9 protein-coding genes are annotated in these 13,958 nt (G+C 60.7%); 4 read left to right on the top strand and 5 right to left on the bottom strand.

Annotated elements, in window-relative coordinates; translation table 11 throughout:
* The first annotated feature begins 83 nt into the window (after positions 1-83).
* Positions 84-5,615, top strand: coding sequence for a GAF domain-containing protein (locus HY868_13645; protein MBI5303171.1), 5,532 nt, complete (start codon positions 84-86; stop codon positions 5,613-5,615).
* On the top strand, positions 5,612-8,125 hold the full coding sequence (locus tag HY868_13640) for a GAF domain-containing protein (protein ID MBI5303170.1): 2,514 nt from the start codon (positions 5,612-5,614) through the stop codon (positions 8,123-8,125). Before HY868_13645 ends, HY868_13640 begins: the two co-directional genes overlap by 4 nt.
* On the opposite strand, the gene HY868_13635 is transcribed toward HY868_13640, so the two are convergent.
* Together HY868_13635 and HY868_13630 are read right to left on the bottom strand one after the other, a co-directional pair.
* On the bottom strand, positions 8,106-9,464 hold the full coding sequence (locus HY868_13635) for a M20/M25/M40 family metallo-hydrolase (protein MBI5303169.1): 1,359 nt from the start codon (positions 9,462-9,464) through the stop codon (positions 8,106-8,108). The genes HY868_13640 and HY868_13635 overlap by 20 nt on opposite strands.
* 33 nt (positions 9,465-9,497) lie before the next feature.
* Positions 9,498-9,869 carry a metallopeptidase family protein gene (locus tag HY868_13630; protein ID MBI5303168.1) on the bottom strand — a complete coding sequence of 124 codons (372 nt, stop codon included), beginning with the start codon at positions 9,867-9,869 and terminating at the stop codon, positions 9,498-9,500.
* Between the two features lie 232 nt (positions 9,870-10,101).
* Here HY868_13630 and HY868_13625 point away from each other — a divergent pair, with 232 nt between their 5' ends.
* Together HY868_13625 and HY868_13620 are read left to right on the top strand one after the other, a co-directional pair.
* Positions 10,102-10,995, top strand: coding sequence for a methyltransferase domain-containing protein (locus HY868_13625; GenBank protein ID MBI5303167.1), 894 nt, complete (start codon positions 10,102-10,104; stop codon positions 10,993-10,995).
* Positions 10,996-11,110: 115 nt separating this feature from the next.
* A complete protein-coding gene (locus HY868_13620; protein MBI5303166.1) occupies positions 11,111-12,370 on the top strand; it encodes a glycosyltransferase family 1 protein in 1,260 nt (419 codons plus the stop codon).
* A gap of 75 nt (positions 12,371-12,445) precedes the next feature.
* Here HY868_13620 and HY868_13615 read toward each other — a convergent pair whose 3' ends face one another.
* From HY868_13615 to HY868_13605, 3 genes are read right to left on the bottom strand one after another with little or no spacing between them, the layout of a single operon-like run.
* Complete coding sequence (locus HY868_13615; GenBank protein MBI5303165.1) at positions 12,446-13,342, bottom strand: dihydrodipicolinate synthase family protein; 897 nt, start codon at positions 13,340-13,342, stop codon at positions 12,446-12,448.
* Positions 13,339-13,671, bottom strand: coding sequence for a DUF2442 domain-containing protein (locus HY868_13610; GenBank protein MBI5303164.1), 333 nt, complete (start codon positions 13,669-13,671; stop codon positions 13,339-13,341). The genes HY868_13615 and HY868_13610 overlap by 4 nt, the downstream gene beginning before the upstream one ends.
* Positions 13,652-13,888 carry a DUF4160 domain-containing protein gene (locus tag HY868_13605; protein ID MBI5303163.1) on the bottom strand — a complete coding sequence of 79 codons (237 nt, stop codon included), beginning with the start codon at positions 13,886-13,888 and terminating at the stop codon, positions 13,652-13,654. Before HY868_13605 ends, HY868_13610 begins: the two co-directional genes overlap by 20 nt.
* Positions 13,889-13,958 lie beyond the last annotated feature (70 nt).

The raw sequence follows: 13,958 nt of genomic DNA, 5'->3' as shown, positions 1-13,958 counted from the left end.
TAACGCACACACCGGTCCTACGGTCGCATGGACGTTCACAGGGAGTTGTGTTAGAATAATTCCCGATAGGTTGAAAACTCATTATGTCCCGACTAGGTTCTTGGCGTGTCTGGCTGTTCCCAACAACCATCGCCGTCATAACACTTGTTTGGTTTGCCGCGTTTCCAATTGGTGCGCCATTCGATTTGAGTACATTGCTCGCTCAGGTCACCTTTTTTCTCGCGACCTGGGTGGCTTGTTTTGTTTTTGCGCGCCGGGGTCTTGACCTTCTCCTCGCCGGCTCGTCCATCTTCGCGCTGGGACGTTGGCTCCATGTCTTGGACACGTTGGCGCGCGCGCCGAACGCGTGGCGCGTGATCGTTCCTTCCATGTTTGAGTTAGTTGGTCTGGGTGTGGCGGTGGTCGCCGGGATGCAATGGACTGCGCGCGCGGCGACCGCATCCTCTCACGCGCGCGCCGCCGCGCAACGGCGCGAAGCGATTCTCCATGCCATCCGTTTTTCCGCCGAGCAATTTCTCAAGAACCTGGATTGGCGGCAGGAAATTCGTCCCGCGCTCGCGCGTCTGGGTGAGGCGACCGGCGTCAGTCGCGTCTATCTCCGTGAAAATCTTACGGACGCGCAGGGCGCGCTCAGGTGCCGCGCGCTTGCCGAATGGGTTGCCCCAGGTATCGCGCCGCAAAAAATCTCTGCCGAGTACGCTTATCATGCGATCGGCGCGGCGCGCTGGCTCACGCTCTTGCAACAAAACCAACCGGTCGTGGGCAACGTGCGCGCCCTGCCGGCGAACGAGTGCGCCTTTCTCGAACTGCAAGGCGTGCGCGCGCTCGTATGCATGCCAATTTTCGTGAACGACGAATGGTGGGGCTTTCTCGGTTTCGACGAATGCGTGTCCGAGCGCGACTGGACGACGACCGAAATCGAGGCGCTGGGCATGGCGGCGAGCACACTCGGCGCGGCGATCGCGCGTGAGCAAATAGACGGTGTGCTCAACGAGCGGACGCGCCACCTGGCGTTGCTCAATGATGTCACGCGCGCCGCGATTGGCGCGGCGACGATGCCGGAATTGCTGCATACGCTCGCGAATCGCATGGGCGAAATGTTCCGCGCCGATAGTTGTCACATCACGTTGTGGGATGAAGCGACGCAACGCACCATCCCCGCCGCCGCGTACGGTCAGTGGCGCGACCGCTTCGCCGCGCTCGAGCCGATCCCCGGCGAGACGACCTTGACCGCCTCAGTTTTGCGCGCCGGTCACGTGCTGGCGATTGAAGATACGGCAAATACGCCGTACATCAGCGCGCGCATCGTGTCCCAGTTCGCCACGCGTTCGGCGTTGGGTTTGCCCTTGATCGCCGGCGACGCCAAACTGGGCGCGGTGATCGTGATGTTCGACGCACCGCGCCGTTTTTCGCCCGCGGAGATCGCGCGCGCCGAACAAGCCGCCGCGCAACTCTCGCTCGCGATTGACAAGGCGCGCTTGCTCGAAGAAACGCGCGCGCGCGCCGCACAACTTTCGACGCTCGACGAAATCGGTCGCGCGGTGTCTACGCTGTCGAATCTGGAACAGGTGCTCGAAACCATCTACCGGCAAACATGTCGCGTGTTGCCGCTGGATGTCTTTTTTATTTGTTTGTACGATTCAGATAGCGACACCGTGTCGTGGCCCCTCATGTACGACGGAGGTCAGCGTCTTCCGGCGAACGATAGTCGCGCGCCAAGTACGACGATGTGGCAGGTGATCCTGACCCGCCAAGGTTTCCGGATCAATCGCTCGGCGGAAGAGCTGGCGATGTGCGACGCGCAACAACACGGCGGCGACGCGGCGCACAAATCCGCCTCGATGTTGTTTGTGCCGCTTGCTGTGGGCGAGTCGGTCATCGGCGTGATGTCCGCGCAGAGTTATCAGGTGAACGCGTACAGCGACGCCCACCTGACGTTGCTGAACGGGATCGGTTACCAAGCCGCGATTGCGATCGCGAACGCGCGGCTCTATGACGAAACGCACCGCCGCGCCCGCGATCTCGTTTTGCTCAACGAGATCGGGCGCGCCGCGATGCGCGCGCCCACGATGCGCGAGTTGATGCAAATGCTTGCCGACCGGGTGGGTGAGCTGTTCCACGCGGACCATTGCCACGTTACGCGGTGGGACGCCGCAACCCAGCGCGCGATCCCAGTCGCCGCGTACGGTCGTTGGCGCGATTCCTTCGCGACGCTGGACGCGATTCCCGGCGAAGTTACGATCACTTCATCCGCGTTGAGCGTTGGTCACGCGCTTGTGATCGAAGACGTGTCTGATACGCCGTACCTCAGCCCGCGTCTGCTCGCGCTGTTTGGTATGCGCTCGATTCTGGGTTTGCCGCTCATCGCCGGCGACGAGAAACTGGGCGCGTTGATGTTGTTCTACGATACGCCGCGTCAATTTACTTCCGACGAAATTGCGCGCGCGGAACAAGCCGCCGCGCAACTCTCGCTCGCGGTTGCCAAAGCCAAATCGGTCGAACAGGCGCACGAACGTTTGGCGCACGTCAGCGCCTTGCACGAAATTGACCTGGCGATTACGACGATGCTCAGTCAAACGGATCGCCTGCAAGTTTTGTTGGAACACACGATGCGGCAGATGCGCGCGGACCTGTGCTCCGTACTCTTGATTGACGCGCCGACCCAGCAACTCAAGACGATTGCCCAGCGCGGCGCGCGCACTGAGTCGTGGCGCGCGATCACGTTCCAGGTGGGCGAAGGCGCGGCGGGCTGGATCGTGCAGCACGCGCAACCCCTGGCGTTGCTGGATGTGAGCGCCGATCCACGCTGGTTGAGCGATGACGCATCCGTCAACGAAGGTATCGTATCGTACCTGGGTGTGCCGATGCGCGTCGAAAATCGCGTGATCGGCGTGCTCGATATGGGCATGCGAACCTGGCGCGAGTTCTCGGCAGAGGAAATTGATTTCTTCGTTACGCTTGCCGGGCAAGCCGCGGTCGCGCTCGAAAACGGGCGGCTGTTCGAACAAGTCGAACAACGCGCGCGCGAATTCGCCGCGCTGTACGAAACGACGCGCGATCTAGCAACGCCGCGCGAGTTGCCGGTGTTACTGAATATGATCATCGAGCGCGCCGTCGGTCTGTTGAACGCGCACGGCGGCGGCGAGTTGTATCTTTGCGACGCGGAACGCCGCGCGGTGCATTGCCTGGTCAGCTACCACACGCCGCGCGATTATACCGGCGTGGTGTTGCGGTACGGTGAAGGCGCGGCAGGCACGGTCGTCATGACCGGCGAACCGCTCGTGATTGACGATTACCGCGTGTGGTCGGGACGCGCGGCAACGTACGAAAAGGACCAACCGTATACGGCGGTCGTCTGTGTGCCGATGATTTGGCAGGGCAAGGTCATCGGCGCGCTCGATCTGCTGGACGATGTGGCGCAGCGTCGTTTTACGCACGACGACGCGCGACTGCTGACCTTGTTCGCGAATCAAGCCGCCGCCATGATCGAGAACGCGCGCTTGTTCGACGAGATCACACACCGCGCCGATCAAATGGCTACGCTGTATCACGTTGGACGGACGCTCAATAGCACGCTGGAGACCGATGCGATTCTCGACGCGGTGATTGATGTGGCGATGCGCGCGACCGGCGCGACGCACGGTTGTCTCTGCATCGTCAACCGCGCGGCGAATCACTTTTCGTACCGCGCGTTGCGCGGGTTTGACGCCGAACTGGCGCAACACACGCACGCGAACCGCCTGGCATTGGACGCGGGACTCAATGGGCGGGCGTATCGCACGCGCCAAGTGGTGTGCGTGGACGACGTGTGCGCTACGGCGGACTATGTCGAGTTTGTTTCGACGACGCGTGCGGAGTTGATCGTGCCGATGATTCGCGGCGGCAATGTGATCGGCACGATTGACTTGCAAAGTCCGCAGGTGGGCGCGTTCCACCAAGCCGACTTGGATTTCTTGCGCGCGCTCGCCGATCACGCCGGCGTCGCGCTCGATCACGCGCAGTTGTTCGAAGAAGTGCAACGCCGCGCGCGCGAGCAAACGATCATCAATGATATTACGCGCGCGCTCAACCGCGCGATGGATGTACGCGCCGCGTTCCCGGCGATTGTCGAAGGCGTTCACGCGCTGGTCGCGTGCGACCGCGTGAGTCTGGCGTTGCTCGACGACACGCGCACGCACGTGACGATGTTCGTGCTCGATCAGCCACACGCGGAATTGAGCGAAGGCACGCGTTTTCCGATTTCCGCCACGGCGGCGGCAGATGACGTGCTCGCGGGGCGCGTGCATGTGACGGACGATCTGAACGATGAAGCCGACTATGCCGGCGAGCGCGTGTTGCGCGATGCCGGTTATCGTTCGCGCGTCAACATGCCGCTGATGATCGGCGACCGAGCGATTGGCGCATTGAACATCATGAGTCGGCAGATCAGAAACTTTGACGCGACGCATTTACCGACGCTGCAACAAATCGCGAACGCGATTGCGATTGCGATTGAAAACACGCGGCTCTTTGAAGCCGAGCAAGCGCGCCGCGCGGAACTGGGCACGCTCTATAATCTTTCGCGCACACTCGCCGAGTTGAACGACGCCGAGGCGATGATGAACGTGGTCACACAACGGACGGTCGAGACGATTCGCGTCACCTTCGCGCGCATCGCGTTTTACGAAAATGGTTTCTTGACGATTCGCTCCGCCAATCCATTGCGCCTGATCGGACAAGATCTCCGCGTGGGACGCCGCGACGCGTTGGCGAATTTACCCGTGCTGCACCGCGTGCCGAACGATGGCACGCCTCTGTTGCTTCACGCGGACGACCCGACGCTGACGGACTTGGAACGCGAGGCGCTGTTGCTCGATTGGGCGCGTGTGGTCTGTGTGATGCCACTGCGCGTTGGTGGGCGCGCGTTTGGTTGTTTGATGCTGGGTGAAGCGCGTAGCGAGCAACGCGAGCCGTTCGACGACGACAAGTTGCGCCTCGCGCGTAGCATCGGCGATCAAACCGCGAGTGCGTTACATCGCGCCGAGTTGTTCACGCAAATCGAAGGCGCATACGTGCAAACCGTACTCGCGCTCGGGCAGGCGATTGACGTCAAGGATACGTACACCGCAAACCACGCCCAGCGGTTGGCGGTCTTGTCGTTGACGATTGGGCGCGAAGTGGGTCTCTCCCCGCGCGAGTTGGAAGACTTGCGTTTTGGCGCGATCTTGCACGATGTCGGCAAGATCGGCGTGCCGGACGCGATTCTGCAAAAGTCGTCCGAACTGGATGGTGACGAGTGGCAGAAAATGCGGCAGCATCCGATCATCGGCGAACAAATCCTCGCGCCCGTACCGCGTCTGGCAGGCGCGGCGCGCATCGTGCGCCATCACCACGAACGCTTTGACGGCGCGGGTTATCCGGATGGGCTGGCGGGCGAAGCGATTCCCATCGGCGCGCGCATCCTCACGGTGGTGGACGCGTACAGCGCGATCACCGACCGGCGCGTTTACAAACGCGCGCGTTCGCACCAACTCGCCGTCACGGAATTGGAACGCCATGCGGATACGCAGTTCGATCCGCGCATCGTCGAAATCTTTGTGCGTTTGTTTGCGCACCACCCGCCGGATGCAACATGAACGACTCGCGTAAACTTATTCCCGATCGTATTTTCCTCATCGGGATTTTTGTGTTGATCCCGATTGGATGGTTGCTGACGACGACCCTGCCGATTGGCGATGATACGCGTGTGGCGGTGTTGGCGCTTGCCATCGTGGGCGCGTTCTACACGGCGAGCATGACGAGACGCGACTTGGGAAATACCAGTACCGACACCGTGATCGCGCCGCTTGCCAACACGCTCATCGTGACGACTGCCGGTTTATTGCTCGGTCACGTCATGCCCATGATCGTAGCGTTTTATTTTCTCTCGATTGCCGCGGTGGCAATTCGCACCAGTCTCCGCGTCGCGTTATGGACGGCGGTGCTTTCCACTGTGGGCAATGGGATCGTCGTGCTGGCGCGCGGTCAAACGGATTGGCTGGCAGATGCGTTGATATTGGGCGGAGTGTTTGGCTTTGTCGCGTTGTTGATCGGCATGGTGGCGGACAAGGCGCATCAACGCACGCACGCCCTGATGCGCCGGCATCGCGAGTTGGAAGCCGAACGTGTGGTCGCGCGGGTGGTCAATCAATCGCTCGACCTTGAGCGCGTGTTGAACCTCGCGCTCGATCAAGCGTTGCAGATCCTGGGAGTGAGCGAGGGCGCGATTTTTCTTGCGGACGAAGCGCAGACGCGATTAACTCTGACCGTGGTGCGTGGTCTGTTCGCAGATCTGGTCGCGCATGTTCGTCCGTACGCGTTCGGCGAAGGGATCACGGGCGACGCCGCCGCGCAACGCCGCGTCCTCATCGTAACGAATGTGCCGGCGGACGCGCGGGTCCGCGCCGAGCTGCTCGGAGTCGTGCCGATCCATACGCAGATTTCCGTGCCGCTCATCGCGCGCGATTGCGTGATGGGCGTATTGAATTTGAGTACCCAGCAAACTCATCGGTTCTCCGACGACGACGTCGAATTGCTGCGCGCAATTGGCGCGAGCGTTGCCGTCGCGATTGATCACGCGCGCTGGTTTGCCACGCTCGAACAACGCGTGGCGGAACGCACCACGGAACTTGCCGCGCTCAATCGGATTGCCTTCGCCGTGACGCATTCGCTCGATTTGGATAGCATCTTGAATGCCGCGCTCGACGAACTGACCCAGGCGTTGCAGATCCGCGGGGCGTGGCTCTCGTTGGTCAATCCGACGCAGGAACGACTGGTGCTCCGTGCGGAACGCGGCTCGACGACCACCATTCACGCGCACATGCTCAATCTCCGGATGGGCGACGGATTGAGCGGTGACGCGTTGCGCGATCTACAACCCCACGCGGTCAACCTGGAAGAATCGAACGCGCGCACGCGCGACATGATGTTGCAAGCGGGGTATCGCGTGATTGCCGTCGTGCCCTTGGCAATTGACCAGCAAGCAGTCGGCGTCCTGAGTTTGGCGGGCGACCAGCCCAATCGTTTTGGCGAATCGGAATTGCGTTGGCTCGGGGCGGTGGGCAATACGCTCGCGGTCGCGATCAAAAATGCGCGCCTCTTTGAATCGGTCGAGTTACAGTTCAAACAACTCGCGACGTTGCGTGAGATTGATCACACGCTCAGTTCGGTGATCGAATTGACGCCGCTGTTAGAAACGGTGTTGGTGCGCTTGGCGCAAGTCGTGCCGTACGATAGCGCGGCAGTCTTGTTGTTGGACGGTCCCATTTTGCGCGCAGTCGCAGCGCGCGGATCGGCTCGGGCGGCGTTGCATAAATCTGCGCTCGATATCTCCGACAACGCGATTTTTCAACAGATGGTGCGCGAGCAGACGCCAATCATCATTGGCGAATTGGCGTTAGATGCACGGTGGGTGAATGTGGCTGGCTTGGAGTTGGAGCAGGCATGGATGGGCGCGCCGCTCATCGCGCGCGGGGAGGTGATCGGGCAGATTGGTATGTTCAGCGCAACCGCGCGTGCGTTTGCGCGTGAGCACAGTGACCTGGTTATGGCGTTCGCCAATCACGCCGCCGTCGCCATCGCAAATACGCGCTTGCGCGAGGAATTACGCGAGCAGGCGCGGCACGATAGTTTGACCGGCGCGCTGAATCATGGCGCGTTCATCGAGGAGTTGCGCCGAGTCGGCGAAAGATACGCTCCACTCGCCTTGATCATGCTCGACCTGGATAACTATAAACAATACAACGATACGTATGGGCACGTAGCAGGCGATCACGTGCTCACCGTCACGGTGCAAGCGATTCGGGCGCACATCAAGCAGAACGATTTCGTCGGTCGCTGGGGTGGCGAAGAATTCGGCATCGCGTTGCCCGGCGCGAACAGCACCCACGCCGCCCGGGTCGCCGAACGGATTCGCGCGACCCTGGCTCAAACCGAAATTGCGAATGACGACGGTGAACGCATCCCGCCGCCCACTGTGAGCCAGGGCATTGCAACCGTCCCGGAAACCGCGCATACCGTGGACGAATTGATTGACCGCGCGGATCGCGCGTTGTATCGCGCCAAAGCGCGCGGACGCGATCAAGTTGTCATGTGGTCGCGCGACTGAACCGAGCGATCAATTCGCGCATGAACGCCATGTGCTCGAAATAATCCGCCAGCCGAATATTTTCGTTCGGCGCGTGATTGCGCGAATCGTGCCAGCCGCACCCCGCGCTGACCGCCGGAATCCCCAACGCTTGACACAACGGATACATTGGACCGCTCCCCGCCATCGTCGGATAGAGGATCGGGGCGGTGGGGTAGACGGCTTTTGCCGCGGCGACTGCCGCGCGCACGAGCGCCGAATCGAGCGGCGAACGCGCGACCTCCTCGCCGGTTTCGGTCAAGATCACCTCGATGTCGTCAAAGCCGCGGCGCGCCAAATGTTTTTTGAGCAGATCGAGAACGAGATCGGGCGTGAGATTCGGCACGAGACGAAAATCAATCTTGGCGAACGCGTGATTCGGCAAAACTGTTTTCGATCCCTCGCCAATGTAGCCGGAATATAATCCGCAAATCGTGCAGGTCGGCTCGTACAGATATTTTTTGAGCAGTGCGATGCCGGTGAGACCGTTGATGAACGCCGGAATTCCCAGGTCGGCTTTGACCTTGTCCTCGTCGTACGGAATTGCCTTGAGCGCGTCCATCTCCGCGTCGGTCGGCGGACGCACGTGCGTTTGATAATCGTCAATCAAGATATTGTCATCCGCGTCTTTGAGCGTGGCGAGCGCCCAGGTCAAGCGCCACGCCGGATTTGGCACGATGGCGGCGGAGGCGGAATGCAGATCGCGTTTCGCGCCGCGCGCGTGCAATTCGACGTAGATGATGCCTTTGACCCCGCACGAAAGTAACGGACGGTCGTTCACGTCTTTGTAACCGGCTTCCCACAAGCAACCATCCGCGTCTTGCAGCAAATCGCGATGTGCGCGCGCGAATTGCGGCAAATGAATACTACCGATTTCTTCCTCGCCCTCGTACACGAATTTGATCTTGAGCGGCAGCGCGCCAAACGCGGCGAGGTACGCTTCGACGGCTTGGATGCGGCACATCAAGTTGCCCTTGTTATCCGAGACGCCGCGCGCGAACAACTTGCCGTCGCGAATTGCCGCATCCCAGGGTCCGCTCTCCCACAGTTCGAGCGGTTCGGGTGGCTGCACGTCGTAATGATTGTAAATCATCAGCGTGCGTGCGCCGCTGCCGATTTCGCCGTACACGACCGGCGCGCCGCCTTCGATGGGGATGAGACGCGCATTCGCGCCCAGCTTTTGCAAACGCGCGAGCACTTTGTCCGCCGTTTCGCGCATGCCCCAGTTTTGCGCGGCGACGCTCGGCTGGCGACACAAGTCTTGCAGCTCTACGACGAAACGTTCGCGGTTGTCGTTGATGTAAGTCTGAAACTTGTCCATAATCCTCCCAAATTACGCACTTCGCAATTCGTATCAGTACGCTCCCAGTTCTTCCAGACGGTCGTCGTCAATGCCAAAATAGTGCGCGAGTTCGTGGAGCACGGTGCGGCGAATGCACGCGCGCACCGCGTTATCATCCAGGCAACTCGCGAGAATCGGTTGACGATAGATGCTGATCTTGTCCGGCGGGACCAAGCCGTAATCGTGCGTGCGTTCGGTGAGCGGAATGCCGTGATAGAAACCGAGCAAGGTCAGCGGGTCATCCACATCTGCCGCGTCGAGCGTATCGTCGTCCGGGATTTCTTCGACGACGATGGCGACGTTCGCGATGTGGCGCGCCAGATCGCGCGGCAGATCATCCAGAGTTTGCGCGACCACGGCTTCGAATTCGTGTTGACTTTTCATCGCCGCGATTATAGTGGCATCGTCGCGCCATGTCAACGCGATGTTGCGCTGGTGATTATCCAAAACTCTATACTGTCATTGCGAGCGGTTTGTGCGAAGCAATCGCCGAGCCACTTGGGGATTGCTTCGGCGCGAAAACCGCGCCTCGCAATGACAGATCACCTTTTCGAAAACCACGAGGATGATGCGCGATGGTTTTCAAAACGCGGCGCGTCTGCTATAATGTGGGCAAATGAAATCCCCACCCTCGCCTCCGGCGCATGACCTTGCCGCGCGCGACCGCGACGCGATTCGGCGCTATTATGAACAGAACACGCCGCTCTTTTTGCGGTTCGCGCGCGCCGAGACGCAAACGATTCATCGCGCGGTGTGGGGTGACGGCGTGGACTCGTTGACACGCGCACTGGACTTTACGAACGAACTCGTCCTGCGCGAAATCAACGCGTGGATCGAACAACACGAATTCGCGCGCGTGCGCATCGCCGACCTGGGTTGCGGCATCGGCGGTAGTTTGTTCTACCTCTTGCCGCGCCTCGCGATTCCCGTGCGCGCGGTTGGCGTGACGATTAGTCGCGTGCAAGCCGAACTGGCACAACTACACGCGCGACGATTGGACTTGACTCGCGCGTGTTGGTTTGTCGAAGGCGATTTTCTCGCGCCCCCGCTCGCGGATGGATTAGGCATCGCGTATTCGATTGAAGCGTTTTGCCATGCGACTTTACCGGAGATGTTTCTCGCGCAAGCCGCGCGCGTGCTCGCCTCCGGCGGCAAGTTGATCTTGTGCGATGATTTTCTTTCGCCGCTTGCGCGTGAGGCAGGGTCAGCCGCACAACGCTGGCTCGCGGCGTACCAAAAAGGTTGGCATGTGCCGAATTTGCGAACGTATGTCGCCGCCCAGGCGCTGGCAAGCGAGCACGATTTGAATTGTGTCCGCAACGACGACCTGACGCCGTATCTCAAATTGCGCGCGTTGCCGAATTGGTTCGCCGCCGCGCTCCGCGCGATGGGCGAACGTGTCCCCGCCTGGCACGCGATTGTGCCGAGTATGCTGGGCAGTCTGGCGTTGCAACAATGCTTGAAGCAGAACTTGATCGAGTACCGTTTCCTCGTGTTTGAAAAATCATAATGCGATCCACCCGCTTTAATTTTACCGCAGAGCACGCGGAGAGCGCAGAGGAAAAAAAGAATTCTCTGCGTTCTTTGCGCCCTCTGCGGTAAATCTTTCCTCGCGCGAGATTGAAATGACGCGCACGATTACGCTCCTTGCGAGCGGTACACGCGGCGATGTCCAACCGTACCTCGCGCTCGGTCTCGGCTTGCGCGAGGCGGGGTTCGATATTCGCATCGCGACCCACGCGAATTTCGCGCCGCTCGTCGCGCCAACCGGTTTGACGTTCGCGCGCCTCGACGACAATCCCAGCGACTTGTTCGCGCGACCCGGCGGCGAATCGGCGTTGCGGCTCGACGGCAATCTCGCGCGCAGTCTGCGCGCGACGATGCAGTTCTGGCGTGATGCCCAACCACTTTTCGAGCGGTTGCTCGTCAGCGGTTGGCGCGCGTGCCAGGGCAGCGACGCGCTCGTCATCGGCTTGGCGACGCTGTGGGGTGTTCACATCGCCGAGGCGTTGCGCGTGCCGTGCGTGCGCGGTTATCTGCAACCGTTCACGCGCACGCGCGCGTTCCCTTGCCCGCTTTTGCCGTTCACCTTCTCGCTCGGCGCGGCGTACAATCGCGCGACGTACGCGCTCGTGCATCAGACGATTTGGCAATCGTGGCGCGGCGTCGTGAATCGCTGGCGACGCGATACGTTGCAATTGAAACCCGCGGCGTGGTCCGCGCCGTTCGCGCGCGACGATGCACCAACCTTGTACGCGTTCAGCGATCACGTCGTGCCGCGTCCTCCCGATTGGTCGGCGTCCCAGGTTGTCACCGGTTATTGGTTTCTCCCGCGCGCGCGCGAGTGGTCGCCGCCGCGCGACCTCGCGCGTTTTCTCGCTGCGGGCGATCCGCCGGTGTATCTCGGCTTTGGCAGTTTGACCGTGCGCCGCATGCGCGCAACGGTCGCGGCGATGTTGCGCGCAGTTGAGCAAGCCAAGGTGCGCGCGGTCGTCGCATTCCCGCGCGAATTCCTCGGCGACGAGTTACCCAAGACGATTTTCCTGCTTGGCGATGCGCCGCACGCGTGGTTGTTTCCGCGCATGTCCGCGCTCGCGCATCATGGCGGGGCGGGGACGACGGCGGCAGGATTGCGCGCGGGTTTGCCCGCGATCGTGATTCCCCTCGCGGTGGATCAATTTTTCTGGGCACAGCGCATCGCCGACCTGGGTGTCGGCGCGCGCTCAATCGCGTACGACGCGCTTACCGCGGACGCGCTCGCGGACGCGTTAACGCGCGTGACGCGCGATGCGGAAATGAAATCGCGCGCGCGAGAGATCGCGCACGCGATTGAACAAGAGGATGGAGTTGCCCGCGCGGTCGCCCACATCCGCGCGTGGGTGTGAATTGGGACGCGGATGAACGCGGATTCTATTTTTTCCCGTCCGCGCTCGTCCGTGTTCATCCGCGTCCCATAAAATTCAAATCACCCCCGCGTCTTTCATTACCTGCCGCAACAAACGCCGGTTCTCGTCGTCGAGCGGACGCAGAGGCAGGCGCGGCGGTCCGCCGTAATACCCCGCGTTCAATTCTTCGATTGCCGCTTTCAATCCGGGAATATTCCAGCGCGTGGTCACCGCCGCGTTCAGCGGAATCAAACGCAGTTGCATTTCGCGCGCCTCGTCGTGACGACCGGCGCGGAACGCGTCGTACAGCGCAACCGTCTCGCGCGGCGCGACGTTGGCGAGCGCGGCGACGGTCGCCTTCGCGCCGATGACGAGCGACGGATAAAAGTAACTGCCCGACCCGGCAATCACCGCGAAATCGGGGCGCACTGCGCGAATCATTTCGCCGAATTTCGTTACGTTGCCGCCGGAATCCTTGATGCCGACGATGTTCGGATGCTTGGCGAGTTCGATCACCGTGTTCGCGTCAATGTCAATCCCGGTCGCCGCCGGCATGTTGTACACGACGATCGGAACCGGCGCCGCGTCGGCGATGACGCGATAGTGGTTGATGAGCGTCGCCGAATTCATCTGCGCCTTGTAGTAATTCGGCGTGACGATGAGCGCGGCATCCGCGCCGCATTCTGCCGCGCGTTTCGCCAGCATCAGCGCGGTGCGCGAAGATTCCGCGCCTGCGCCGGCGAGAAAGAGTTGCTCGCGCGGAATCGCCGCGCGCGCGGTTTCAAACACCGCGATTTTCTCCGCTTCACTCAGAAACGGAAACTCGCCGTTCGAACCCAGGACGACAAAACCGTGCAAGCCGGTCTTGCTCCACAGCGTGATGTTCGATTTCAATTTGTCGTGCAGAATGTTTCCGTCCACATCGAACGGGGTGGGGATGGGTGGAAAGACGCCTTGAATTTTGAGAGTCATTCCTGCTCCAGTTGAGTGGGATTTGTTTTACGTGCGGCGCGTTCGTCAAGCCAGCGCTTGAGGGAACGTTGACTTTCCGCTGAAGGAAATCCGGCGACCAGTCCTTCAACGCTAATATCTTCGTCCAGATCGGGCCAATGGATGCCTTCACCGTTGCCAATCAAGCGCCAGTTTTTTCGTTCGGAACTAGTCCCGTGCGAGAGACGCGGATACCATGCGAGTGGAACCGAAATTGTGCGTCCATCGTCAAGGTCAACGATTAAAGAGTCGTCTGTAATATTGACTTGAAGCGCGCGGCATGCGCGTAGTTCAATCGTTAAAGCATTCATCCCATTTCCTCAAAAACAGATCGCGATTTTCCGCTACCAATTCTTCGATGCGATTGATTTCAGTCCGGCTAAAACCGCCACTGTCTTGGAGTCGCACTGGATCAAGCCAGAACTTGGCTTTCTTGCGTTCGCGTTCGACGTGAATATGGGGCGGTTCGCGACGGTCGTTGGCGTAAAAAAAGAAACGGTACGGTCCAAGTAGCAGAGCGGTGGGCATACAGATTCCTGTTTGTTTTTATTTTAGAGCAAATCCGATGATGTGTAAAGCGCGACCGAACAAATGAGAC

The organism is Chloroflexota bacterium (genome assembly GCA_016219275.1).
In the GTDB taxonomy this organism is placed as follows: domain Bacteria; phylum Chloroflexota; class Anaerolineae; order UBA4142; family UBA4142; genus JACRBM01.
Note: the sequence above shows the minus strand (reverse complement) of the source record. Positions and strands in the feature narration are given on the sequence as shown.

Excerpts from the sequence above, each read along its gene's own strand:
- HY868_13645 (MBI5303171.1), top strand. The coding sequence starts at position 84 with ATGTCCCGACTAGGTTCTTGGCGTGTCTGGCTGTTCCCAACAACCATC.
- HY868_13640 (MBI5303170.1), top strand. The coding sequence starts at position 5,612 with ATGAACGACTCGCGTAAACTTATTCCCGATCGTATTTTCCTCATCGGG.
- HY868_13635 (MBI5303169.1), bottom strand. The coding sequence starts at position 9,464 with ATGGACAAGTTTCAGACTTACATCAACGACAACCGCGAACGTTTCGTC.
- HY868_13630 (MBI5303168.1), bottom strand. The coding sequence starts at position 9,869 with ATGAAAAGTCAACACGAATTCGAAGCCGTGGTCGCGCAAACTCTGGAT.
- HY868_13625 (MBI5303167.1), top strand. The coding sequence starts at position 10,102 with ATGAAATCCCCACCCTCGCCTCCGGCGCATGACCTTGCCGCGCGCGAC.
- HY868_13620 (MBI5303166.1), top strand. The coding sequence starts at position 11,111 with ATGACGCGCACGATTACGCTCCTTGCGAGCGGTACACGCGGCGATGTC.
- HY868_13615 (MBI5303165.1), bottom strand. The coding sequence starts at position 13,342 with ATGACTCTCAAAATTCAAGGCGTCTTTCCACCCATCCCCACCCCGTTC.
- HY868_13610 (MBI5303164.1), bottom strand. The coding sequence starts at position 13,671 with ATGAATGCTTTAACGATTGAACTACGCGCATGCCGCGCGCTTCAAGTC.
- HY868_13605 (MBI5303163.1), bottom strand. The coding sequence starts at position 13,888 with ATGCCCACCGCTCTGCTACTTGGACCGTACCGTTTCTTTTTTTACGCC.